We start from the raw sequence: 24911 nt of genomic DNA on the forward strand, positions 1-24911 counted from the left end.
GATAAAAAGCGTAAAAACTGCCTGATTCTTATCAGTCGATTAGATTGATTGGTGGCGTTTTGACTTTCAGTTCATCGTCTAACTGCATGACCGCAAAGCAATTGGCTGGAACTGAGCGACGATTCCGGCGACCATGGCGCACTTGTCTGAACCCAGCTCATCGCAGGAGTCCGCGTGTCGCAACAACAGCCTGATCTTCCTCCCGAACTGCGCCCTTTGGCTGAAATGCCGTTATTCAAACGCCTGGCTGCGCGCCTGTTTGGTCATGGCTTGACCCGTTTGCGCGCCCAGCACCGGTTTTCATGGTTGCACGGGCAGGCTGACGGTTTTCGCAGTGGGCATGAGGCGGGCGTGGAGTATGGCTATCGCGAAGGCAAGGCGGATGGCATCGAAGAAGGTCGCCAGGTGCTGTTGATTCGTGACTTCCGTCCGGATGAACACCGTGCGCCGGGGGTTGATGACAGCCTGTTCGATGATTGGCGCCTGCCGCTCACCGCCGAGCTGAAGAAACGCATCAAGGCCGATGTCGCGCGATTGCTGCCGGCTCATGCTCAGCCGAGCGCGGCGCAATGGAAGATGATTTTCAGCGAGACGCCCTCGACATCGGTTATCGCCGGTGCCGGTGCGGGCAAGTCCACGTCGCTGGTACTGCGCATTTTACTGCTAACCCATTACCTGGGCTTTGAGCTGAGCTCGATGACGGTGGTGACCTTCACCCGAGAGTCGCGCAAGGACTTCATCAACAAGCTCATGGAGATTCTCAACCTCTGGGGCCAACCCCTTGGTATGAAAGAAGCGCAAGCCGTGGTGCGTACGTTTCACTCGCGCATCCTGCCCATGGTGCGCAGCCTGCCGGGCTTTGAGCGCCTACAAGCGTTCGAGAACCTGAATGCTGGTTTTGAAGACGCCGACAGCAACCCCTTCGACCTGCGTATCAACGACGCCCAACGTCAGCAGATGAATGCCTGCTATCACCGGCTGTTGGGGCAGCATCCGCGTTTCCGTGAGCTGATTGCGCCGCTGGCGCGCCACGGCTTGCAGCTCAAGGAGCTGGAGCGCGATCACCCGGATGTGCAAAAAAGGGTGGCCGTGACCGAGCTGGCCGCCAAGCGTGATGAAGAACTCTGCGATGTGATCGAGGACCTGTGGTTTCGCGCGGGCGCGTGGCCGATCAAGGGGATCGAACCTAACCGCCAGACCGTTGAAATCAACGGCGCGCAATTTCATTGTCATGGCTACATTCCTGAGCTGGATGCTTGGGTGGTACTGGGCTTCGACTCGCGGGAAAACGCGCAGACCAGCCGACCTCACTCAAAGCTGTCGGTACGCGCAGAATGGGCGGTAAAGCGCACCTTGTTTCAAGCTTTCTGTCGTAAGCCATTGATATGGCTAGATAGTTACGATTCATCAAAGCGCCTGCTCAGCAGTTTGGCCGGTGATGCTACGGCCGGCCCCGGCTTTGATTACAAGGTCAAAGGTGAGTTGGCATCGGCGCCGCTGCTGGACAGTTTCGTGATGGCCGCCGGATTTATCGAAAACCTCGACCTGGACGTGCCCACCGCTGTCGGGCAGATGAGCTTTGCCAAGGATGACCCGGACCGCTTCTTCTTCGAAGCCCTGAGCATCTTCTGGAAAGCCCTGGAAGATCACCTGCTGGACCAATCGCCACCGATCATGACCTATAACCGGATGTTCTCGCTGTTTGGCGAAAACACCCCGGAAAACCTCAAGCTGCTCAGCGATCCGCTGTTGCGCCCCTTGTCGCACCTGATGATCGACGAGTTCCAGGACGTTTCGCCGCAGATCGTCTCGTGGATCCGTGCCAGTCTGCGCGAGATCCGCAGCCGTGGTCCGGCCATGCATGTGGGGCGCGGCGCCCAACGTTCATCGTTGTTGTGTGTGGGAGATGACTGGCAGTCGATCTACGGCTGGCGGGGCAGTTCGCCCAAGTACTTCATGGAATTCGACAAGGAGTTCCCATCGCCATCGACTACCCGCGTGATGTTGGGCGAGAACTACCGCAGCCACCAGCACATCATCGATGCGGCCGAGCACATCGTGCGCGCCGCGCCGGCGATTGCTGGCAAGAAAGCCAAAGCCAGTGGCGCGCCCAAGGCGTTGGTACCCGTCGCGGTGCTGGAGCGGGACGACGCGGCATTGGGGCGGCGGTTGTCGGAGCACTATCAGAAGGGTGATTCGATCTTGATGCTTTATCGAAAAGGTAGCGATAAGCTATTGATTCAAGAGCATATTCAATCTGTAGTTAATGTAGATTCTAGCTTGCCGCCCCAGGCGCGCAGGCTGAAACAATTGACCTATCACAGTGCCAAGGGCCTGCAGGCTGACGCGGTGTTTCTGCTTGGGGATTGCCAGCATGTCACTAGCTCGCCGTATAAAAACCAGGTGTACCGGATGGCGGGTCTGGGCAAGGCTGGCGACAGCGAGCCCTATGACAATGCGCAAAAGGACGAAGTGTTGCGCCTGGCCTATGTGGGCATTACCCGCGCCGTGAGCCATTGCTATTGGTACGTGGAAAAGCCCGAAGGTCAGGCCCTGAATGTGCCGAAAGCGTCGGAGCGGGTGGATGGCAAGAAAGCCTTCTTTGATGATCAACGCAGTTGAAGGCGCGCCGGACCCAATGTGGGAGCGGGCTCCCACATTGAAAACTCATTGCTTGATGGGTTTGGGTCAGGCCCTTAGTGACACCGGTGGCACAAACGACTCCAGCTCATCCTCTACCGCCTCAATAATGCGCTCCACATCGGCGGCATTCATCACGGTAGCGCAGGGAATGCCGGCGATGGCGATCAGCGTTTCGCCACTGGCTCGGTCGAACAATCGGGCGATCATACTGCCAGGCGCATCCATGCTGCCCTCGAAACCCATCGGGTGAAAATGCCAGCGCATCAGCTGGCAGGCGTTGGGGAACGTCACTTTGTTCATGTTGCCCACCTTGTTCATTGAGCGCTTCCTTTAGCTCGCGGCAGGGGCCAAGACCTTCACTGGTCATGGCGTCGAAGAGCTTAAAAATAGCATCCGTTCGCAAAGGCAAGGTGACTTTTTGAGCCCCGTTCGGCGGTTGTCTTTCATAAGTTTGATGTAGGTCATGTCCTACTAAAGGTTGGGCAATAGGCCATTAGTCAGAAGTGCCAATTCGCCATTGAAGACCACGATAAAATTCGGCAATCTCCAAGGTTTACCCGCCGCAGAGCCCTCCATGCCCGACATCGCCCAAGACGATGAGCCCCAGCAATCCCACGCCACCCGCGAGTTGGTGCTGCGCCACCACCTGTGTTGGCGCCATCGGGACCTGGAGGGCGTAATGTCCTACTACCATCCGGACATCCAGTACCACGATTTTTTCCAGAACCGTGTCGTCGGTTACGCCGAGCTGCGTGATTACCTGCAAGCCAGCATGCCGCGCGAGGCCGATGAAGCCATTGAACACAGCGATCGCATCCGCGCCGATGGCGATACGGCCTTCATCCAGTACCGCATCACCTTGCGTGGCGGCCACGGTTTGGTGTCATTTCGCACCAGCGAAGCCATCACGGTACGCGACGGGCTGATTTGGCGGGTCAATGAATACGCCTCCCTGGTGCACGAGCAACCCGTCCAGGCTGCGCGGCCTTCGGTTAGCCGTTTAGGCTTGTCGCCCCAGCAATTGGGGCATATGGCCAATGACCTGCAGCAGTATTTCGAACGCAAGCAGCCTTACCTGGACCCGGAGCTGGACTTGCAGCGGGTGGCCAAGGAGTGTGGCTACAGTCGCAATCAGATTTCCTATTTACTGAACCAGGTGCTGGGGCAAAGCTTCTATCGCTATGTCAACCAGGCCAGGCTTCACCACTTGCTGGCCGCGCTGGACAAGGCCTTGCCGCCGATAAAGGTCGACGACTTGGCATTTGCCGCCGGTTTCAATTCGCTCTCGGCGTTCTACAGTGCGTTTCGCCAGCACACAGGACAGTCACCCAAGGCCTACGTCAAACAAATTTCCCTGCGTGCACGCGCGCAAGACAGCCCCTGACACTGCGCTCTAGGATCCACCCTATCAAAACGAGGTAGGGGAACCCGGCATGCCGGCATGGCGCAACATCAGCTTATGGATGGACCAGTTGGATGACCCGCTGCATGCGCGGCCGTCGCTGGAACATGACCTGGACGTCAACGTGGCTATCATCGGCGCCGGTTATACCGGGCTGTGGACCGCGTATTACCTGAAGCGCCAGGCGCCCGAACTGAACATCGCGATCATCGAAGCGCAAACCGCCGGCTTCGGCGCCTCCGGCCGCAACGGCGGCTGGCTGATGGGCAATCTGCTGGGCGAGGACCGCCTGTTGGCCGGCCTGAACCCCGAACAACGGCGCGCCTCGTTTGATCTGCTGCACGCCATTCCCGATGAAGTGGCCCAAGTGCTGGCGCGTGAAGGCATCGACTGCGACTACCGCAAGGGCGGCGCGCTGTACTGCGCCGCGCGTTACCCCGAGCAGGAGGGCAGCCTGCGTCGCTACCTGGACAAACTCTACGCCCAGGGCCTGACCGAAGCCGACTATCGCTGGCTCAGCCCGCAGCAACTGGCCGAACAGATTCGTATCGCCAAGCCTTATGGCGGTATCTATGCGCCGCACGTGGCGACCATCAACCCTGCCAAGTTGGTGCGCGGCCTGGCGCGGGTGGTGGAAAGCATGGGCGTGAAGATTTACGAAAACAGCCCCGTGACTCAGTGGCAATCCGGCGGCCTGCGCACGGCGAAGGCCGGCGTCCGTGCAGCCTGGGTGGTGCCGGCAGTGGAGGGCTACGCCAACACCTTGCCGCCTTTGGGCCGTTATCAACTGCCGGTGCAAAGCCTGATCGTGGCCACCGAGCCGTTGCCGGCCAGCACCTGGGATGAAATCGGCCTGAGCCATGGCCAAGCCTTTGGCGAAAGCAGTCGCCAGGTGACCTACGGCCAGCGGTCGGCGGACAACCGCCTGGTGTTCGGCGCCCGTGGTGGCTACCAGTTCGCCGGGAAACTGCGCCACAACTTCGATCTGACCGACAGCGAAGTGGAGCTGCGTCGCTACCTGTTCGGTGAGCTTTTCCCACAGATCAAGCACGTGAAGATTACCCATTCATGGGGCGGCAACCTGGGCATGTCGCGCAGTTTCCGACCGCACATGCTGTGTGACCACAAGACCGGCATCGCTCTGTCCGGTGGTTATGGCGGGGAGGGCGTGGGCGCCACCAACCTGGGTGGCCGTACCCTGGCCGACCTGATCCTGGGCCGCGACACGCCGTTGACCCATCAACCCTGGGTGATCCGCGAGCGCGGCCTGGACGCGCTCAAGCCCTGGGAGCCCGAACCCTGCCGCTGGCTGGGCTACAACGCGATCATTCGCAGTTTCGTCCATGAAGACCAGGTGTTGGCCAACCCCAATACCGCCCCTTGGCGCCGCAAGTTGGCGACCGGCGTGGCCGGGTTCATGGAAGGTTTCATGCACTAAGTCGTTTCACTCACACGGGAAAACCCCATGAGCATCACGCAATTCAAAGACACGCTGAACGCCCACCTGCCGGACTCGTCGCCCGTCGCCGTGCCGCTGGGTGAGCCCATCGCCGTGGCCTCGACCCTCAGCGTCGAACGCAACGATGGCGTCGAAACCGGCATCTGGGAGTGCACCCCAGGTGTCTGGCGTCGGCAGATCAAATCCCAGGAGTTTTGCCACTTTATCCAGGGCCGCTGCACCTTCACCCCTGACAACGGTGAAATCGTCCACATCCAAGCCGGTGACGCACTGATGTTGCCGGCCAACAGCACCGGCATCTGGGACATCCAGGAAACCGTGCGCAAGACCTACGTATTGATCCTGTAACGCTTTGATCCTTGATCGCCTGCCATAAAAACAGCCCTAAAACCGCCAGGAAATCGAACCATGAAAGCCATTGCCCTGTTGCCCTTGATGTTGGTGGCCTCTATCAGCCAGGCTGCCGAGACGGTGAAAATCTATAACTGGTCGGACTACATTGCGCCGGACACCACCAAGAACTTCCAGAAAGAAACCGGCATTGGTTTCACCTACGACGTGTACGACAGCAACGAAACCCTCGACGGCAAGTTGATGACCGGTAAATCCGGTTATGACGTGGTGTTTCCGTCCAACCACTTCATGGCCCGGCAGATCCAGGGTGGCGCGCTGAAGAAGCTCGACAAAAGTCAGTTGCCCAACTGGAAGAACCTCAACCCGGTGCTGCTCAAGGCCCTGGAAAACAACGATCCGGGCAATGCCCACGGTTTCCCGTACCTGTGGGGCAGCACCGGCATCGGCTACAACATCGACAAGGTCAAGGCGGTACTGGGCGACAACGCACCGGTGGATTCCTGGGACCTGATCTTCAAGCCGGAGAACATGGCCAAGCTGCAGAAATGCGGCGTGGCGATTCTGGACAACGGCCCGGAGCTGCTGCCGGCGGCACTCAATTACCTGGGCCTGCCGCACCACAGCAAGAAGCCTGAGGACTACAAGAAGGCTGAAGACTTGCTGATGAAAGTCCGCCCTTACGTCGCGTACTTCCACTCCTCGAAATACACCGCCGACCTGGCCAACGGCGATATCTGCGTGGCGGTGGGCTTCTCCGGCGACATCCTGCAGGCCGAAAGCCGTGCCAAGGAAGCCAAAAACGGCGTGAACATCGGCTACAACATTCCGAAGGAAGGCGCCGCGATCTGGTTCGACATGGTCGCCATGCCGGCCGATGCCCCGGATGAAAAAGCCGGGTATGCGTTCATGAACTACCTGTTGCGCCCGGAAGTAATGGCCAGTATCACCAACTATGTGCATTACGCAAACGGTAACCAAGCCGCCGACAGCCTGGTGGAGCCAGCGATCAAGGCGGATACCAAGGTCTATCCGAACCCGGAAATGATGGGCAAGTTGTTCGCGCTGGAAGCGATGCCGTTGAATATCGACCGGGTGCGTACGCGCGTGTGGAACACCATTCGCACCGGTAAGTAAGTGCGACGCACGCCCCCCGTGGGAGTGGGCAAGCCCGCTCCCACATTTAAACCGAGTACAACCTCAGGCTCATGGATTTTCCAGGTCATGCCCCAGCGACTGGATAAACAACGAAAACAGCTCCGGCTGTGACGAGATATCCAGCTTCGCGTACAAATGTCGCCGGTGCACCTTCACTGTGTCCGGCGAGATCTTCAGACGCTCAGCCATCGCCTTGGACGAAAATCCGCGCAATACCAAGCGGGCGATTTCCAGCTCACGCTCCGACAGCACGCCGCTGCCGAAATGACTCAACGCATCGCGGATCTGGCTATCCATGGCCGGTGCCGCACGTTGTGTAGTCTGCTGCCAATGCTGTTGCATCAACGGCAACACCCAGGCCGCCAGCAGGGTCATCAGCCCAGTCTCTTCAACGCTGAAGCGCCGTTGCATCCCCAACGACAGTGACAACGTCCCCGCGCCCGGCACTTGCAGAATGAACTGCACCTCATCCTCCAGCACGTTTTCGTGGAAGTAATTGAGGAAGTACTCACTCTGGCGAAAATGATCCGGCGCCACTTCCTCCAGGCGGTACACGCCGCTGGCATAACCCTCGCGACAGGCCTGGAAAAACGGGTCGAGCAAATACAGCCCGTTGAGGTACACCAGCATCGACGCCGGTTTGCTGCTGGGCTGGGCGTCGTATTCTTCCAGGGCCTGGGGCGGCCCCTCCAATGGGTAGAAGATCGCCAGGGCGTTATCGAACGGCAGGCACTGATGCAACAACAACACCAGCTGTTTCCAGAAACGCTCGGTGCCGATGTGCGCGACGGTGCGGCCCAGGCCGGCGTGCATGCCGACTTCTCGAAACAGGCTCATATGACAGGCTCCCACCGCAAAAGATCGGCCCAGGGTTCGGCTTTTACCGGGTGGCGTCAAGGGGAGTACGCCAATAGGGGAATTGGCTGGCATGAATGTCGTGTTTATTGTCCTCATCATTCAGCGAGAAACATATCCCGCGATGATCAGATTTTTCGTTTCTGCCTCACACCAAGAACAACGACAGAGGATAACGATATGAGCACTTCCCCCACGCCCGACGGCGTGCTGAAACCCACCTTGAGTGTCTTCGATGTGGTCGCCATTACCGTGTCGGCGGTGACGCCGGCCAGTTCCGTATTTGTGATCGCGCCCTTTGCCATCCAACAGGCCGGTAGCGGCGTGTTCCTGGCGTTTGTGATGGCGGGTTTGCTCGCGTTGATGTTTGCCTTCTGCTACGCCGAACTGGGCCGCGCCCACAACAGCGCTGGGGGCGAATATGTTTACGCCAAGCGCGTATTTGGTGGCATGGCGGGCTATGCGACGTTCTTGACCGTGCTGGTGATGTTGCTGTTTATCCCGCCAGTTCTCGCCACGGGCGCGGCAACCTATCTGAATAACGCCCTTGGCACGAAGTTCGATTCCCAGACCGTCGCGTTGGTGATTGTGGTGTGCAGTTACGCCTTGGGCATTCTCAATATCAAGCTGAATGCCTGGATCACCGGCACCTGCCTGCTGCTTGAGGTGGCGGCGTTACTGGTGATCGTAGTGATCGGCTTCGGCAATCCGGTACAGCCGGCCAGCGTGCTGTTCCAGCCGCAGATCGTCGAAAACGGCGTGCTGCACCTGGCACCCTGGGCCCTGGTGATCGGCGCGGTGGGCATCGGCCTGTTTTCCTACAACGGCTATGGCCCAGCCGTGTTGCTGGCCGAAGACATGAAATGCGGCGGCAAAGGCGTGCACAAGGCGGTGCTGTGGTCCCTGGGGCTGGTGGTAATCATCGAACTGGTGCCGATCACGGCATTGTTGATCGGTGCGCCATCGCTCAGTGAGATGATCAGCAGCCCGGACCCCATCGGTTATCTGTTGACCAGCCATGGCAATGAAACCCTGTCGCGCTTGGTCAGCGCCGGAATCTTCCTGTCGGTATTCAATGCGATTGTCGCGATCGTGATCCAGATCGGCCGCGTGGTGTTCAGCAGCGGCCGTGATGCGCTGTGGACACCAAGCATCAACAAACTGTTTACGCGTATTCACCCACGCTGGGATTCGCCCTGGTTGGCTACGCTGTTCCTGGCGATTCCTTCGGCGCTGTTGAGTTTCAGCTCCAACCTGGCCGACCTGACCTCGTTCAGCGTGTTGCTGATCATGTTGGTGTACCTGGTGGTGGCGTTGAGTGCGTTGATGAGCCGGGTGCTGCTGCGTGATCGCGAGCATCCCTATCGCATGCCGCTGTGGCCGCTGCCGGCGTTGGTTGCGGTACTGGGCGCGGGTTATCTGTTGGTCACGCTGGTGGCGGCGGCTTCGATCCGCGACATCATGATCATCATCGGCTTGCTGGCCCTGTCGGTGATTCTGTATTGCATCAGTGGCCGGTTGAGTCCGGTCTTCCAGAAATTGTAAGGAGTGGTTATGCGCGCACGTCAATTGGGCATCACGTTGGGGCTGGGTACGCCCGGTGAGTGGAACGCCATCACCGATGTGCCCGGTGTTCGGGTCGGGCACAGCACGATCAAGACGCTTATCGACGGCAAACACGTGCGTACCGGCGTCAGCGTCATCCAGCCACGCGCCGGAGAAGCCCGCCAGCAACCGTGCTTCGCCGGCTACCACGTGCTCAATGGCAATGGCGACGCCACTGGCCTTGAGTGGATCAACGAAGCAGGGCTGTTGACCACGCCGCTGGCCATCACCAACACCCACAGCATCGGCATTGTGCGCGACAGCCTGATCGCCCTGGAGCGCGAGCGCCTGGCGGACCCGGCGGTGTACTGGTGCATGCCGGTGGTGATGGAAACCTATGACGGCCTGCTCAATGACATCTGGGGCCAGCATGTCGGCCCCGAGCATGTGCGCGAAGCCGTGGATAACGCCGAAACCGGCCCGGTGCAGGAAGGCGCGGTCGGCGGTGGCACCGGCATGATCTGCCATGAGTTCAAGGGTGGCATCGGCACGGCCTCGCGGCGCCTGCCGGCCGAGCAGGGCGGCTGGACCGTCGGCGTGTTGGTGCAGGCCAACCATGGCAAACGCCAGGAGCTGCGGGTGGATGGCTACCCGGTGGGGCGCCAGTTGATGGAGATTCCTTCACCGTTCGCCGAGCAAGGCACGCCGGGCATGGGTTCGATCGTGGTAATCCTGGCCACGGACGCACCGCTGTTGCCGCACCAATGCCAACGCCTGGCGCAACGTGCGTCCATCGGCATTGCACGTACCGGTGGCGGCACCGAGGACTCCAGTGGTGACCTGTTCCTGGCCTTTGCCACGGGTAACCAGAATCTGCCGCCAGCGGATTATGGACGCAAGGGCCTGCCGTTCAGCAGTGCGTTGCAGATGGTCAACAACGACCACATTTCGCCGCTGTTCAGCGCGGCGGCGGAAGCGGTGGAAGAGGCGATCATCAATGCCATCCTGGCGGGAGAGGACATGCTCACTGACCACGGCGTTCTGGTACCCGGCCTTAAGGGCGAAACAGTGCTGGAGGTATTGCGCAAGACTGGCTGGAGTGTGTCCCGGCAATAGGGGGCAAGCGAAGTTATTAATACAAGTAGTGGCTGTTTAATGTTGCCAATGACACCCTGCCAATATATTGGATCCATTAATTAACCGCGCCGCTCAACTTGAGCGGCGTTAGTCCTATTTAATATTTAAATAATCGCGCAGCCTTTTTGCTGGGCGAAAGCCAATGCCGGCCAATAAATACGGCACTGAACTTGTTTCAGTTGTTTATTTGCACGCTTATAGTGCAGGAAAAGATGTAGACGAAAGATTTCAAGCTGTGTCAGTTTTCTTACGCCTTCAAAAGAGGCGAGTGATAGGACGATCTCGCCCGCGAGGTTCCTATCGAACAAAGACTGATGCACTTGCAAACAAGGAAGTACGTTTATGTCAAAAGTTAAAGACAAGGCTATCGTGTCGGCGGCGCAAGCCAGTACCGCTTACTCGCAAATCGATAGCTTCAGCCATCTGTATGACCGTGGCGGCAACCTCACGGTCAACGGTAAACCCTCGTTTTCCGTGGACCAGGCGGCTGACCACCTGTTGCGTGAAAATGCGGCCTATCGTGACCTGGATGGCAACGGCAAGATCGATCTGACCTACACCTTCCTCACCTCGGCGTCCTCGGCAACCATGAACAAACATGGCATCACCGGGTTCAGCCAGTTCAACACCCAGCAGAAAGCACAGGCCGTACTGGCCATGCAATCCTGGGCGGATGTGGCCAATGTGACCTTCACCGAGAAAGCCTCGGGCGGTGACTTCCACATGACCTTCGGCAACTACAGCGGGGGCCAGGACGGCGCGGCCGCGTTTGCCTACCTGCCGGGCACCAACGACAAGTACCACCAGAGTGGCCTGGACGGCACCTCATGGTACCTGACCAACAGCAGCTACACGCCGAACAAGACGCCGGACCTGAACAACTACGGCCGGCAGACCCTGACCCACGAAATCGGGCATACCCTGGGCCTGGACCACCCTGGCGACTACAACGCCGGGACCGGCAACCCTTCCTACAAAGACGCGGACTATGGACAGGACACGCGTGGCTACAGCGTCATGAGTTACTGGAGCGAGAGCAACACCAACCAGAACTTCAGCAAGGGCGGCGTCGAGGCTTACGCGTCCGGCCCGCTGATCGACGACATAGCTGCGATCCAGAAGCTCTACGGCGCCAACTACAACACCCGCGCCGGCGACACCACCTACGGCTTCAACTCCAACACCGGGCGTGATTTCCTCAGCGCCACTTCGAACGCCGACAAGCTGGTGTTCTCGGTGTGGGACGGTGGTGGCAATGACACCCTGGACTTCTCCGGATTCACCCAGAACCAGAAGATCAACCTCAATGAAACGTCGTTCTCCGACGTTGGCGGCCTGGTGGGCAACGTGTCCATTGCCAAGGGCGTAACTGTCGAGAATGCCTTCGGTGGCTCGGGCAATGACCTGATCATTGGTAACAACGCAGCCAACGTGATCAAGGGTGGGGCCGGCAACGACCTCATCTACGGTGGCGGCGGTGCGGATCAGCTGTGGGGCGGCGCGGGCAACGACACCTTTGTGTTCGGTGCCAGTTCCGATTCCAAGCCGGGCGCTGCGGACAAGATCTTTGACTTTACCTCGGGTTCGGACAAGATCGACCTGTCGGGCATTACCAAGGGTGCAGGCCTGACCTTCGTCAATGCCTTCACCGGGCATGCCGGCGATGCTGTGCTGACCTACGCCGCAGGCACCAACCTGGGCACCTTGGCAGTGGACTTCTCCGGGCACGGCGTGGCGGACTTCCTCGTCACCACCGTCGGCCAGGCAGCCGTCAGCGACATCGTGGCGTAATGCACGGGCGCGGCGTTTCGGCGCCGCGCTTTACCGATGGAGCGTGAAGATGCAGTGTTTTATCACAGTGATCACCCGCGCGTTGCAGGTGATGTTCGTGTCGGCAGGAGCCCACGTCATGGCGAGCAGTCTTGTATTACCCACCACCGCACAGTTGGCGGGTCACTGGCAATTGCATCAACAGGATCAGGTGTGCGCACTTGACCTGCTGGAGCAGGCGAATGCCTTGGACGGCGACCTCGCGTGTGTCACGCAATGGCTCGGTGAGAAACCCCTGACCTGGACACCTACACCGGACGGTATCTGGCTGATGAATGCCGAAGGCAGCGGGATAACCCATCTCAACCGAGAGCAGCCGGGCGAGTATAAAGGCCGCACGCCTACGGGCCTGGAAGTTGTATTGCAACGCACGCCTTAGTTGTCGTTATAAGTTTATAACTGAATTTATTAGTTGACCGCTCCGTTGTTCGGGGCTGGGGCAACTATTGCGCGCAATTTGTTTCAAGGAAGATCAGAAACCATGGCAAAGTCCCATGCCGTCGCGCCGTTATTCAAGGCGCTGGGTGAATACAAAAGTATTTTGATCAGTGTTGGCTGTTTCACGGCATTGATTAACCTGCTGATGCTGGTGCCGTCGATTTACATGCTGCAAGTGTATGACCGCGTGCTGTCCTCCCAGAATGAAACTACCCTGGTGATGTTGACGCTGATGGTGGTGGGCTTCTTTGCGTTTATTGGCACGCTTGAAGTGATCCGCAGTTTTATCGTGATCCGCATCGGCAGCCAGTTGGAGCGGCGTTTCAACTTGCGCGTGTACAAGGCCGCGTTTGAACGCAACCTGCAACGCGGGCAGGGGCATGCCGGGCAGTCCTTGGGCGATTTGACCCATATTCGCCAATTCATCACGGGGCCTGCGTTGTTCGCGTTTTTCGACGCGCCGTGGTTTCCCATTTATCTGTTTGTGATCTTCCTGTTCAACGTGTGGCTCGGTGTGCTGGCCACCGCGGGCGCGGTGCTGTTGATCGGTCTCGCATGCCTGAATGAATACCTGACTAAAAAGCCGTTGGGCGAAGCCAGTGGTTATTCCCAGCAATCCACGCAACTGGCCACCAGCCACTTGCACAATGCCGAGACCATCCAGGCCATGGGCATGCTTGGTGCGCTGCGCCAGCGCTGGTTTGCGGTGCATTCACAGTTCCTGGGCTTGCAGAATCAGGCCAGTGACACCGGCTCGGTGGTGACTTCTTTGAGCAAATCCCTGCGCCTGTGCCTGCAATCGCTGGTGCTGGGGCTGGGGGCGTTGCTGGTGATCAAAGGCGATATGACCGCCGGGATGATGATCGCCGGTTCCATTCTGATGGGCCGGGTGCTCAGCCCCATCGACCAGTTAATCGCCGTATGGAAGCAATGGAGTTCGGCCAAGCTGGCCTACCAGCGGCTGGATGATCTGTTGCGCGAATTTCCCCCGGAGGTGGAGCAGATGAAGCTGCCGGCGCCCAAAGGCCAGGTCAGCTTCGAACAGGTCAGTGCAGGCCCGCCGGGGCGGCGGGTGGCGACCTTGCATCAGGTCAGTTTCAACCTGGGCGCGGGTGAAGTGCTCGGTGTGCTCGGCGCATCGGGCTCCGGTAAATCCACCCTGGCCCGTGTGCTGGTGGGCGTCTGGCCGACGCTGGCGGGAACGGTGCGCCTGGATGGCGCGGACATTCATCGCTGGGACCGCGACGACCTCGGCCCCCACATTGGCTATCTGCCCCAGGACATCGAGCTGTTCAGCGGCAGCATTGCCGACAACATCGCCCGCTTTCGCGAGGCCGACCCTGAGCAGGTGGTGCAGGCCGCGCAGCAGGCTGGCGTGCATGAACTGATCCTGCGCTTGCCCCAGGGCTACGACACGGTGCTGGGTGACAACGGCGGCGGCCTGTCCGGCGGCCAGAAACAGCGGGTAGCGTTGGCCCGGGCTCTGTACGGCGGGCCGCGCCTGATCGTGCTGGATGAGCCCAATTCCAATCTCGACACCGTCGGCGAAGCCGCCCTGGCCAGTGCCATCGTGCGGATGAAAGCCCAGGGCAGCAGTGTGGTGTTGGTCACCCATCGTTCGTCGGCGCTGGCCCAGGCCGACAAGCTGCTGGTGCTCAGCGAAGGGCATCTGCAGGCATTCGGGCCGAGCCAGGAAGTGCTGCGGGCGTTGTCCGGTCAGCAGGAAGCTCCCAAGGAAAAACCGGGCGTGAGTTTCAGTCGTCAGTACCAGGCCGGAAGGAATCCAGGCGCATGAGCAGCATCACTGTTGAACCCCGCTTCAAAGAACACGACGCCAATTTTTTCGCTCGCATGGGCTGGTTGCTGACGGTGGTCGGTGCTGGCGGCTTCTTCCTGTGGGCCAGCCTGGCGCCATTGGACCAGGGCATTCCCGTACAAGGCACGGTGGTGGTGTCGGGCAAGCGCAAGGCGGTGCAAACCCTCAGCCCCGGCGTGGTCAGCCGGATTCTGGTGAAGGAGGGCGAGCTTGTAAAACAAGGCCAGCCGTTGTTCCGCCTCGACCAGACCCAGCACCAGGCCGACGTGCAATCCCTGCAAGCCCAATACCGCATGGCCTGGGCCAGCGTGGCGCGCTGGCAGAGCGAGCGTGACAACCAGGCCAGCATCACCTTTCCCTCCGAACTCAGCGCCAATCCCGACCCGGCCCTGACACTGGTGCTGGAAGGCCAGCGCCAATTGTTCAGCAGCCGTCGCGAAGCCTTTGCCCGCGAACAGTCCGGAATCCGCGCCAATATCGACGGTGCCTCTGCGCAGTTGGGCGGCATGCGCCGCGCCCGCAGCGACTTGACCGCCCAGGCCCAGTCCCTGCGTGATCAACTCAGCAACCTGCAACCCTTGGCCGACAACGGCTACATCCCGCGCAACCGGCTGATGGACTACCAACGGCAGTTGTCCCAGGTGCAACAGGACCTGGCGCAAAACACCGGCGAAAGTGGCCGTGTCGAACAGGGCATCCTTGAATCACGGCTGAAACTGCAACAGCACAGTGAGGAATACCAGAAGGAAGTGCGCAGCCAATTGGCCGACGCACAGCTGCGCAGCCTGACTCTGGAGCAGCAACTCACCTCGGCCGGGTTCGACCTGCAACACAGCGAAATCAACGCCCCGGCGGATGGCATTGCGGTCAATCTCAGCGTGCACACCGAGGGCGCCGTGGTCCGCGCGGGTGAAACCCTGCTGGAGATCGTGCCCCAAGACACGCGCCTGGAAGTGGAGGGGCGTTTGCCGGTGCATTTGGTCGACAAGGTCGGCACGCACTTGCCGGTCGACATCTTGTTCACCGCCTTCAACCAAAGCCGCACACCGCGTGTGCCGGGGGAGGTCAGCCTGATTTCCGCCGACCAGATGCTCGATGAAAAAACCGGCGCGGCCTACTACGTGCTGCGCACTACGGTCAGTGAAGCGGCGCTGGAAAAACTTCACGGGCTGGTAATCAAGCCGGGCATGCCCGCCGAGATGTTCGTGCGCACCGGCGAGCGCTCGCTGCTCAATTACCTGTTCAAGCCGCTGCTGGATCGCGCCGGCTCCGCGTTGACCGAGGAATAGACATGAAACCTGTGTTTATCGCCTTGCTGTTGACCTGCGCGAGTGCCCAGGCCGCCATGGGGCCGTTCGATGTGTACGAGCAGGCTTTGCGTAACGATCCGGTCTTCCTCGGCGCCATCAAGGAGCGCGACGCGGGCCTGGAAAACCGCGCCATCGGCCGCGCCGGCCTGCTGCCCAGGCTGTCGTACAACTACAACAAGGGGCGCAACAATTCCGAGGCCCACTTGCCCGATGGGCGCGGCGGTAGCTATCGCGACGACCGCAACTACAACAGCTATGGCTCCACCTTCAGCCTGCAACAGCCGCTGTTCGACTATGAGGCCTACGCCAACTACCGCAAAGGCGTGGCCCAGGCGCTGTTTGCCGATGAAAGCTTTCGCGACAAGAGCCAGGCACTGCTGGTGCGGGTGCTGACGTATTACACCCAGGCATTGTTCGCCCAGGACCAGATCGACATTGCTCGCGCAAAGAAGAAGGCGTTCGAGCAGCAGTTCCAGCAGAACCAGCATCTGTTCCAGCAAGGCGAGGGCACTCGTACGGATATTCTGGAAGCCGAATCCCGTTACGAATTGGCCACCGCCGAAGAGATCCAGGCCTTGGATGAACAGGACGCGTCCCTGCGGGAGCTGGGCGCACTGATCGGCGTGCAAAGCGTCAACATCCACGACCTGGCCCCGCTGAACCAGGGCTTTGCCGCCTTCACCCTGACCCCGGCCAACTACGACACCTGGCACGAACTGGCGATCAGCAACAACCCCACGCTGGCCTCGCAGCGCCAGGCCCTGGAAGTGGCGCGCTTTGAAGTGGAGCGCAACCGCGCCGGGCATTTGCCCAAGGTCACGGCCTATGCCAGTTCCCGTCAGCAGGAATCCGACAGCGGCAACACCTACAACCAGCGCTACGACACCAACACCATCGGCGTTGAAGTGAGCGTGCCGCTGTATGCCGGTGGCGGCATCTCCGCATCCACCCGCCAGGCCAGCCGTGCCATGGAGCAGGCCGAGTACGAACTGGAGGGCAAGACCCGCGAAACCCTGATCGAACTGCGCCGGCAGTTCAGTGCCTGCCTCTCGGGGGTGAGCAAGCTGCGTGCGTACCAGAAGGCGCTGGTATCGGCCGAGGCGCTGGTGGTGTCGACAAAGCAGAGCATCCTCGGCGGCGAGCGGGTCAACCTCGATGCACTCAACGCCGAGCAGCAGCTCTACAGCACCCGCCGCGACCTCGCGCAAGCGCGCTACGACTACCTGATGGCCTGGACCAAGTTGCATTACTACGCCGGCAACCTGCGGGACACCGACCTGGCAAAAGTCGATGAGGCCTTTGGCCCCATGAAATAAGCCGCCATAACAACAATAAGGATGGTTTCGATGATCACCGATTCGCCCCGTTTCAAACCCTTTACCGCCGGTTCCTTGCTGCTGTTGTCCGTTGCGGCGCAGGCGGCTTATACCGAGACCGGTCAACCGGGGAACGCCGCCAGTTGGCGTTCCGCCGAATTCCAGAGTGACTGGGGATTGGGGCGCATGAAGGCCGATGAAGCCTACGCCGCCGGCATCACCGGCAGCGGGGTAAAGATCGGTGCGCTGGACTCAGGCTTCGATCCCAACCACCCGGAAGCCTCCAAAGACCGCTATCACGCCGTCACCGCCAGCGGCAGCTACGTGGATGGCCGTCCCTTCAGCACCACCGGTGCGCTGAACCCCAACAATGACTCCCACGGCACCCATGTCACCGGCACCATGGGCGCCGCCCGCGACGGCGTGGGCATGCACGGCGTGGCGTACAACGCGCAACTCTACGTGGGCAATACCAACGCCAACGACAGCTTCCTGTTTGGCCCGACGCCCGACCCCAAATACTTCAAGGCGGTGTACAGCGCCTTGGTGGACTCCGGTGTGCGGGCGATCAACAACAGCTGGGGCAGCCAGCCCAAGGACGTCAGTTACCGGACCCTCGGCGACCTGCATGCGGCCTACGCCCAGCACTACAACCAGGGCACCTGGCTGGATGCGGCGGCGGACGTGGCCAAGGCCGGTGTGATCAATGTCTTCAGCGCCGGCAACAGTGGTTACGCGAATGCCAGCGTGCGCTCGGCGTTGCCGTATTTCCAGCCGGAATTGGAAGGGCACTGGCTGGCGGTGTCGGGGCTGGACAAGGCCAACAACCAGAAATACAACCAGTGCGGCATTGCCAAATACTGGTGCATTTCCACCCCGGGCGCGCTGGTCAACAGCACCATTCCCGATGGCGGCTACGGCGTGAAATCCGGCACCTCGATGTCGGCGCCCCATGCGACCGGCGCGTTGGCACTGGTGATGGAGCGCTACCCCTATATGACCAACGAGCAGGCATTGCAGGTGTTGTTGACCACCGCCACGCAGCTTGATGGTTCCATCACCCAGGCGCCCACCACCAGCGTAGGCTGGGGCGTACCGGAACTGGGACGGGCGATGCACGGACCGGGGCAGTTACTCGGACCGATGAACGTCAGCCTCGCGGCCGGGCAGGGCGATGTCTGGAGTAACGGCATGTCCGACCAGGCCTTGCTGCAGCGCCAGGCCGAAGACACTGCCGAGCACGGCGCCTGGCAGCAGACCCTGATCGACAAGGGCTGGCAAAACGGCGTGGGCGCCGGCGCCAGCCAGCAGGACCAGACGGACTACGCCATCGGCACGGCACGCGATCAGGCGGCCGCGACGCGGATCTATGAAGGCAGCCTGATCAAGTCCGGCGCAGGTACGCTGGTACTCAGTGGCGCCAGCACCTATCGCGGGGCGACCACTGTCAACGGCGGGCTGCTGGCGGTGAACGGGTCGCTGACGTCTGCGGTGACCGTCAACAGCAGCGGCACCCTGGGCGGTTCCGGGCGGATTGCCGCGCTGTCGGTCAACCAGGGCGGCCGTGTGGCGCCGGGCAATTCCGTAGGCACTTTGCAGGTGGCGGGCGACGTGAACCTGGGGGCAGGTTCGACGTATGCGGTGGAACTTACGCCTACCAGCAGCGACCGTATCGTCGCCGGCGGCAAGGCGATCCTGGGCGGCGGCAACGTCACCCTGGCGCTGGAAAACAGCCCGACCCTGCTCAGCGGCGCACAGGCACAAAGCCTTATCGGTCGCCAGTACAGCATCCTCCAGGCGGCTGGCGGCATCCAGGGTCAGTTTGGCCAGGTGTTGCCCGACTATCTATTCCTTGGCGGCACCCTCGCTTATGCCACCGACAGCGTGCAGTTGGACGTGGTCCGCAATGACGCCACCTTCGCCAGCGTCGCGGCGACGCGCAACCAACGCAACGTAGCCGCGGCTGCCGAGCAATTGGGCGCGGGCAACCCAGTGTACGAAAGCCTGCTGCAGTCGGACTCCGTTGCGGTCGCGCAACAAGGCTTGCAGCAGTTGTCTGGTGAAATCTACCCGGCGATCGGCGCCATGCTCATCAACGACAGCCTGCAACTGCGCGACGCGGTGGGCGAGCGTTTGCGCCAGGTGCCGGTCGCCGCTGAAAGCAACCTGTGGCTCAAGGCACTCGGCGCCTGGGGCAAGACCGACAGCCGCAGCGAGACGGCGGGTTCCACCACATCCCTCGGTGGTCTGTTGGGCGGCGTCGATGGCGCGCTGGACGAGCAAACGCGTGTGGGCCTGGTCGCCGGTTACAGCGACAGCTCATTGAATATGGGCAGCGGCACGCATTCCTCGGCGTCCATCGACAGTTATCACGTCGGTGCGTACGCCGGGCGCGAGCTGGGCGATTGGCGTGTCAGTGCCGGTGGCGCCTACAGCTGGCATCGCGGTGACGTGAAGCGCGACCTGCACTACGGCGCTGTCAGTGGCAAACAAAAAACCAAGCTGGAGGCGCGCACCGCGCAACTGTTCACCGAGGCGGCCTACCGGATCAACCTGCAACCGTTGGCACTGGAGCCCTTCGCCAACCTGGCCTATGTGCACCTGGACAGTGATGGGTTCCACGAAAAGGGTGAAGCCGCGGCCCTGGAACGTGGCAGCGATCAGCGGGACGCCGTGCTCAGCACCCTTGGCATGCGCGCCCTGAAAACCGTTGCCCTCAATGACCACCAGCAGTTGCAGCTTTCCGGTTCGCTGGGGTGGCAACACAGCCTCACCGCTGTTGAATCCGAAGAACACTTGGCATTTGTCGCAGGCGGGCCGTCATTTGCCGTGCGCAGTTCGCCGTTGCTGCGCGATGCCGCGCTGGTCGGCGTGCAGGCCAGCCTGGCGCTGAGCCCGGCCACTCGGGTCAACCTTGAATACAGCGGCCAATGGGGCGGACGCGAGAAAACCCAGGGGGTGGGGTTGAGCCTCAACTGGCAGTTCTGAAGCGATTTACACCTGTGCAATAAAAAAACTAAGGAAGGTCACCGTGAAAACACGCAAGTCAGGGTTAACTACCGCCATCCACACCGCCTTGGGCTACCCGCTCAAGGCCAGCCGCAGCGCGCCATACGGTGCGTTGCTGTGTTGCCTGGCAAGCCTGGGAACCGCCCAGGCCGCACCCTATGTGGAAACCGGCAAACTGGGCGATGCCGCCAGTTGGCGCAGCAATGAGTTCAAGGCCGACTGGGGCCTGGGCGCCGTGCATGCCGATACCGCGTACGCCGCCGGCTACACCGGCAAGGGCGTCAAGCTGGGGATCTTTGACCAGCCGGTGTACGCCCAGCACCCGGAGTTCGCCAGCCCCGGCAAGGTGGTGACGATTGTCACCGAGGGCATCCGTCAGTACACCGACCCGTACATTCCGGTGAAGGCCGGCGATGCATTTCGTTACGACGGCACGCCGTCGCTCGGTTCCAACGGCAAGCTGGGCAACCACGGCACCCATGTCGGCGGGATTGCAGCGGGCAATCGCGATGGCGGACCCATGCACGGCGTGGCCTTCGATGCGCAAATCATCAGCGCCGAGAACGGTGACCCAGGCCCCGAAGACGGCATCATCCTCGGCAACGATGGCGCGGTGTACAAGGCCGGCTGGGACGCATTGGTCGCCAGCGGCGCGCGGATCATCAACAACAGCTGGGGCATCGGCATCGGTGAGCAGTACGCCAAGGGCGGGCGCGACCCAGCGTTTCCAAATTTCACGGTCAACGAAGCGCAGGCACAGTTCAACAACATCCGGCCGATCCTCGGAACCCTTGCCGGTGGCGCCTACCAGGGCGCGATCGATGCGGCCCGCAGCGGCGTGCTGACGATCTTCGCCGCAGGCAACGACTACAACCGCAACAACCCGGACGCGATTTCCGGGCTGGCGTACTTTGTGCCGGAGATCGCACCCAACTGGCTCTCCGTCGCGGCGTTGCAGCAGAACCCGGACACCGCGAGTGCCAATCCGTACGTGATCAGTACGTTCTCCTCACGTTGCGGTTATGCGGCGAGTTTTTGCGTGTCGGCGCCCGGCACCAAGATCTACAGTTCCGTAATCAATGGCACCAACCTGGACAACCTCACCAGCGACTACGCCAACTTCAACGGCACGTCCATGGCCGCGCCCCACGTGGCCGGCAGCGCGGCCGTACTGATGGAGCGTTTTCCGTACATGAGCGGCGACCAGATCTCGACACTGCTCAAGACCACCGCTACGGACCTCGGCGCGCCGGGCATCGACTCGTTGTACGGCTGGGGCATGATCAACCTGGGCAAGGCGATCAATGGCCCGGGGATGTTTGTCACGGCCGAGGACATTCCGGCCGAGTTCCGCATCGACGGCGCCTATGGCAGCGGGCAGTTTGTCGCGGATTTACCGGGCGTGGGCGCGGTGGTCGATGCCGGCAAGCCGACGCAGCGCATCTGCAACGATGTGCATTGCGGGCTGGACTTGTGGAGCAATGACATCACCGGGCACGGTGGCCTGACCAAACAGGGCATCGGCACGCTGGTACTCACCGGCGCCAATACCTACAGCGGCCCGACCATGGTCAATCAGGGCCTGCTGGCCATCAATGGCTCGCTCACTTCGCAGGTGACCGTCAGCCAGAGCGGGGTAGTCGGGGGTTCCGGCCGCATCGGTTCGTTGCTGGCGAAAAACGGCGGCACCGTGGCACCGGGCAACTCCATCGGCACTTTGAACGTCGCAGGGGATGTGACGTTTGAGGCCGGGTCGACCTATGCCGTGGAGCTGTCGCCCACCAGCAGCGACCGCATTTTGGCGGGAGGCACAGCGACCTTGAACGGCGGCACGGTGACCCTCGCGCTGGAAAACAGCCCGACGCTGCTCAGTGGCGCACAGGCGCAAAGCCTGATCGGGCGCCAGTACAACATCCTGCAAGCCGCTGGCGGGATTACCGGCAGCTTTGGTGCGGTGCTGCCCAACTACCTGTTCCTCGGCGGCAACCTGAACTACGCGGCCAACGGCGTGCAACTGGACGTGGCGCGCAACGCCAACAGTTTTGCCAGCGCGGGCGCCACCGACAACCAGCGCGCCGTGGCCGCCGCCGCCGAGCAATTGGGCGCCGGCAACGCGGTGTATGAAAGCCTGCTGTTGGCGCCGGATGCGGCGTCGGCACAAGGTGCTTTCCAACAACTGTCGGGGGAAATCTACCCGGCCCTTGAAACCGCTCTGGTGAATGACAGCCGCTATGTGCGCGAAGCCGTGGGCGAACGCCTGCGCAATGGCGAGATGGGCGCCTCCAGCGAGACGCTCGACAGCCGTGGCAACGTGTGGGTCAAGGCCCTGGGCGCTTGGGGCAAGACTGACAGCCGCAGCGATACCGCCGGCTACACCACGTCCATCGGCGGCATGCTCGCCGGGGTGGACGGTACACTCGACGAGTCCACGCGCATCGGCCTGGTCGCGGGGTACAGCGACACGTCACTGAACATGGGCAGCGGCACGCATTCCCGTGCTTCGGTCGACAGCTACCACTTCGGCGCCTATGCCGGGCATGAGATCGGCGCCTGGCGCCTGAGCGGTGGTGCCACTTACAGCTGGCACCGCGCAGACGTGAAACGCGACCTGCAATACGGCGACGTCTCCGGCAAGCAAAAAGCCAAGGTTGATGCGCGCAGCACCCAGGTGTTCACCGAAGCGGCCTACCGCATCAACCTGCAACCGTTGGCCCTGGAGCCGTTCGCCAACCTGGCCTACGTGCACCTGGACAGCGATGGGTTTACCGAAAAAGGCGATGCTGCGGCGCTGAAAAGTCGTGATGACACCCGCGACCTGGTGCTGAGCACCCTGGGCATGCGTGCCTTGAAAACCTTCAACGTGAACGACCACCAGCAACTGGAGGTGTCCGGCACCCTCGGCTGGCAGCACAACCTCAGCAGCACCGACGCGGAGCAACACCTGGCATTTGCCTCGAGCGGTCCGTCGTTTACGGTGGAAAGTGCGCCGATGGTGCGTGACGCGGCGTTGGTTGGCGCGCGGGTCAGCCTCGCGTTGAGCAAGGAAGCGCGGGTCAATTTCGACTACAACGGCCTGCTGGCCAGCAAAGAAAAAGTCCATGGCGTGGGCCTGAGCCTGGACTGGGCGTTCTGATGGATTAGCGACCTTTGCGGGTGTCGGCGCCACCGGTGCCCGCAGGTTTGGCTTTCTCGACAAGTCCAACAACAGAGAGGCACTACCGATGGGTATCTTTGACTATAAAAACCTCGGCACCGAGGGCTCCAAAGCGTTGTTTGCCGATGCCATGGCGATCACGTTGTATTCCTACCACAACCTGGATAACGGCTTTGCCGTGGGTTACCAACATAACGGCCTGGGGCTGGGCTTGCCGGCGACGTTGGTCGGTGCGCTGCTGGGCAGCACGAACTCCCAGGGCGTGATCCCTGGCATTCCGTGGAACCCGGATTCGGAAAAAGCCGCGCTGGACGCGGTACAAAAGGCCGGTTGGACGCCCATCAGTGCCAGCACCTTGGGTTACGGTGGCAAAGTCGATGCGCGAGGCACCTTCTTTGGCGAAAAGGCGGGCTACACCACGGCCCAGGTCGAGGTGCTGGGCAAGTACGATGACGCCGGAAAACTGTTGGAAATCGGCATCGGTTTTCGGGGTACCTCAGGGCCTCGTGAAAGCCTGATCAGCGACTCCATCAGCGATCTGGTCAGCGACCTGCTGGCGGCCCTGGGGCCCAAGGATTACGCGAAGAATTACGCTGGAGAGGCCTTTGGCGGCTTGCTCAAGAACGTCGCCGACTACGCCAGTGCGCACGGCTTGACCGGCAAGGATGTGGTGGTCAGCGGCCACAGCCTGGGCGGGCTGGCCGTCAACAGCATGGCCGACCTGAGCAACAACAAGTGGGCGGGGTTCTACAAGGACGCCAACTACGTGGCCTACGCCTCGCCCACCCAGAGTGCAGGCGACAAAGTGCTCAACATCGGCTACGAGAATGACCCGGTGTTCCGTGCACTGGATGGCTCGTCCTTCAACCTGTCGTCCCTGGGCGTGCACGACAAACCCCATGAGTCGACCACCGACAACATCGTCAGCTTCAACGACCACTACGCCTCAACGCTGTGGAATGTGTTGCCGTTCTCCATCGTCAACCTGCCGACCTGGGTTTCCCATCTGCCCACGGGCTATGGCGACGGTCTGACGCGGGTGCTCGAATCGGGTTTTTACGAGCAGATGACCCGTGATTCCACCGTGATCGTGGCCAACCTGTCCGACCCGGCGCGGGCCAACACCTGGGTGCAGGATCTCAACCGCAATGCCGAGCCGCACAAGGGCAACACCTTCATCATCGGCAGCGACGGCAATGACCTGATCCAGGGCGGCAAGGGCGCGGATTTTATCGAGGGCGGCAAGGGCAATGACACGATCCGCGATAACAGCGGGCACAACACCTTTCTGTTCAGCGGGCATTTTGGCCAGGACCGGGTGATTGGCTATCAACCGACGGACAAGCTGGTGTTCAAGGATGTGCAGGGGAGTGTGGACTACCGTGAGCACGGCGGGGATACGGTGATCAGTGTTGGCGGGGATTCGGTGACACTGGTGGGCGTGAGTGGCTGGTCGGGGGAGGGGATGGTTATCGCATGAGGGAGGCG

The 24911-nt window shown here is 61.2% G+C and carries 17 protein-coding genes; 15 read left to right on the forward strand and 2 right to left on the reverse strand.

The window, feature by feature from the left end:
- Positions 1–174: 174 nt before the first annotated feature.
- A complete protein-coding gene (locus CI807_RS21895) occupies positions 175–2622 on the forward strand; it encodes a UvrD-helicase domain-containing protein (RefSeq protein ID WP_095016184.1) in 2448 nt (815 codons plus the stop codon).
- Positions 2623–2688: 66 nt separating this feature from the next.
- Here the strand turns inward: CI807_RS21895 and CI807_RS21900 are convergent, their stop codons facing one another.
- On the reverse strand, positions 2689–2961 hold the full coding sequence (locus tag CI807_RS21900; protein ID WP_014718395.1) for a DUF1652 domain-containing protein: 273 nt from the start codon (positions 2959–2961) through the stop codon (positions 2689–2691).
- Positions 2962–3217: 256 nt separating this feature from the next.
- Between CI807_RS21900 and CI807_RS21905 the strand changes: the two genes are divergently transcribed.
- The 4 genes from CI807_RS21905 to CI807_RS21920 are packed head-to-tail and all read left to right on the forward strand — an operon-like array spanning position 3218 to position 6992.
- Positions 3218–4027 carry an AraC family transcriptional regulator gene (locus CI807_RS21905; protein WP_016975814.1) on the forward strand — a complete coding sequence of 270 codons (810 nt, stop codon included), beginning with the start codon at positions 3218–3220 and terminating at the stop codon, positions 4025–4027.
- A gap of 49 nt (positions 4028–4076) precedes the next feature.
- A complete protein-coding gene (locus CI807_RS21910; protein ID WP_095016185.1) occupies positions 4077–5483 on the forward strand; it encodes an FAD-binding oxidoreductase in 1407 nt (468 codons plus the stop codon).
- A 27-nt stretch (positions 5484–5510) separates the two neighbouring features.
- Positions 5511–5852, forward strand: a complete 342-nt coding sequence (locus CI807_RS21915; RefSeq protein WP_016975816.1) for a cupin domain-containing protein — start codon at positions 5511–5513, stop codon at positions 5850–5852.
- 60 nt (positions 5853–5912) lie between these two features.
- Positions 5913–6992 (forward strand): polyamine ABC transporter substrate-binding protein, encoded by a 1080-nt coding sequence (locus CI807_RS21920; RefSeq protein WP_095016186.1) that lies wholly within the window; start codon positions 5913–5915, stop codon positions 6990–6992.
- A gap of 69 nt (positions 6993–7061) precedes the next feature.
- Here CI807_RS21920 and CI807_RS21925 read toward each other — a convergent pair whose 3' ends face one another.
- Entirely contained in the window at positions 7062–7850 is a 789-nt protein-coding gene (locus CI807_RS21925; RefSeq protein ID WP_095016187.1) for a helix-turn-helix transcriptional regulator, read from the reverse strand.
- Positions 7851–8048: 198 nt separating this feature from the next.
- On the opposite strand from CI807_RS21925, the gene CI807_RS21930 reads away from it, so the two are divergent.
- From CI807_RS21930 to CI807_RS21975, 10 genes are all read left to right on the forward strand, one after another.
- Positions 8049–9413, forward strand: a complete 1365-nt coding sequence (locus CI807_RS21930; protein WP_038850497.1) for an APC family permease — start codon at positions 8049–8051, stop codon at positions 9411–9413.
- A gap of 9 nt (positions 9414–9422) precedes the next feature.
- Complete coding sequence (locus CI807_RS21935; RefSeq protein ID WP_095016188.1) at positions 9423–10529, forward strand: P1 family peptidase; 1107 nt, start codon at positions 9423–9425, stop codon at positions 10527–10529.
- 363 nt (positions 10530–10892) lie between these two features.
- Entirely contained in the window at positions 10893–12341 is a 1449-nt protein-coding gene (locus tag CI807_RS21940) for a serralysin family metalloprotease (RefSeq protein ID WP_095016189.1), read from the forward strand.
- Between the two features lie 49 nt (positions 12342–12390).
- A complete protein-coding gene (locus CI807_RS21945; RefSeq protein ID WP_095016190.1) occupies positions 12391–12759 on the forward strand; it encodes an AprI/Inh family metalloprotease inhibitor in 369 nt (122 codons plus the stop codon).
- 102 nt (positions 12760–12861) lie between these two features.
- Complete coding sequence (locus CI807_RS21950; RefSeq protein WP_095016191.1) at positions 12862–14613, forward strand: type I secretion system permease/ATPase; 1752 nt, start codon at positions 12862–12864, stop codon at positions 14611–14613.
- Positions 14610–15923, forward strand: coding sequence for an HlyD family type I secretion periplasmic adaptor subunit (locus tag CI807_RS21955; RefSeq protein ID WP_095016192.1), 1314 nt, complete (start codon positions 14610–14612; stop codon positions 15921–15923). Before CI807_RS21950 ends, CI807_RS21955 begins: the two co-directional genes overlap by 4 nt.
- A 2-nt stretch (positions 15924–15925) precedes the next feature.
- On the forward strand, positions 15926–17260 hold the full coding sequence (locus CI807_RS21960) for a TolC family outer membrane protein (protein WP_095016193.1): 1335 nt from the start codon (positions 15926–15928) through the stop codon (positions 17258–17260).
- A 30-nt stretch (positions 17261–17290) separates the two neighbouring features.
- On the forward strand, positions 17291–20248 hold the full coding sequence (locus CI807_RS21965; RefSeq protein WP_095016194.1) for an autotransporter serine protease: 2958 nt from the start codon (positions 17291–17293) through the stop codon (positions 20246–20248).
- Between the two features lie 43 nt (positions 20249–20291).
- Complete coding sequence (locus CI807_RS21970; RefSeq protein ID WP_095016195.1) at positions 20292–23402, forward strand: autotransporter serine protease; 3111 nt, start codon at positions 20292–20294, stop codon at positions 23400–23402.
- Between the two features lie 88 nt (positions 23403–23490).
- Positions 23491–24903, forward strand: a complete 1413-nt coding sequence (locus CI807_RS21975) for a lipase (RefSeq protein WP_095016196.1) — start codon at positions 23491–23493, stop codon at positions 24901–24903.
- The last annotated feature ends 8 nt before the right edge of the window (positions 24904–24911 follow it).

Origin of the sequence: Pseudomonas sp. NS1(2017), assembly GCF_002269425.1 — a bacterium.
Classification (GTDB): domain Bacteria; phylum Pseudomonadota; class Gammaproteobacteria; order Pseudomonadales; family Pseudomonadaceae; genus Aquipseudomonas; species Aquipseudomonas reactans.

Bases quoted from the DNA above. Each gene is read 5' to 3' on its own strand.
- CI807_RS21900 (WP_014718395.1), bottom strand. From the start codon at position 2,961: ATGAACAAGGTGGGCAACATGAACAAAGTGACGTTCCCCAACGCCTGC.
- CI807_RS21920 (WP_095016186.1), top strand. From the start codon at position 5,913: ATGAAAGCCATTGCCCTGTTGCCCTTGATGTTGGTGGCCTCTATCAGC.
- CI807_RS21965 (WP_095016194.1), top strand. From the start codon at position 17,291: ATGATCACCGATTCGCCCCGTTTCAAACCCTTTACCGCCGGTTCCTTG.
- CI807_RS21940 (WP_095016189.1), top strand. From the start codon at position 10,893: ATGTCAAAAGTTAAAGACAAGGCTATCGTGTCGGCGGCGCAAGCCAGT.
- CI807_RS21945 (WP_095016190.1), top strand. From the start codon at position 12,391: ATGCAGTGTTTTATCACAGTGATCACCCGCGCGTTGCAGGTGATGTTC.
- CI807_RS21910 (WP_095016185.1), top strand. From the start codon at position 4,077: ATGCCGGCATGGCGCAACATCAGCTTATGGATGGACCAGTTGGATGAC.
- CI807_RS21955 (WP_095016192.1), top strand. From the start codon at position 14,610: ATGAGCAGCATCACTGTTGAACCCCGCTTCAAAGAACACGACGCCAAT.
- CI807_RS21925 (WP_095016187.1), bottom strand. From the start codon at position 7,850: ATGAGCCTGTTTCGAGAAGTCGGCATGCACGCCGGCCTGGGCCGCACC.
- CI807_RS21975 (WP_095016196.1), top strand. From the start codon at position 23,491: ATGGGTATCTTTGACTATAAAAACCTCGGCACCGAGGGCTCCAAAGCG.
- CI807_RS21905 (WP_016975814.1), top strand. From the start codon at position 3,218: ATGCCCGACATCGCCCAAGACGATGAGCCCCAGCAATCCCACGCCACC.
- CI807_RS21930 (WP_038850497.1), top strand. From the start codon at position 8,049: ATGAGCACTTCCCCCACGCCCGACGGCGTGCTGAAACCCACCTTGAGT.
- CI807_RS21960 (WP_095016193.1), top strand. From the start codon at position 15,926: ATGAAACCTGTGTTTATCGCCTTGCTGTTGACCTGCGCGAGTGCCCAG.
- CI807_RS21935 (WP_095016188.1), top strand. From the start codon at position 9,423: ATGCGCGCACGTCAATTGGGCATCACGTTGGGGCTGGGTACGCCCGGT.
- CI807_RS21915 (WP_016975816.1), top strand. From the start codon at position 5,511: ATGAGCATCACGCAATTCAAAGACACGCTGAACGCCCACCTGCCGGAC.
- CI807_RS21950 (WP_095016191.1), top strand. From the start codon at position 12,862: ATGGCAAAGTCCCATGCCGTCGCGCCGTTATTCAAGGCGCTGGGTGAA.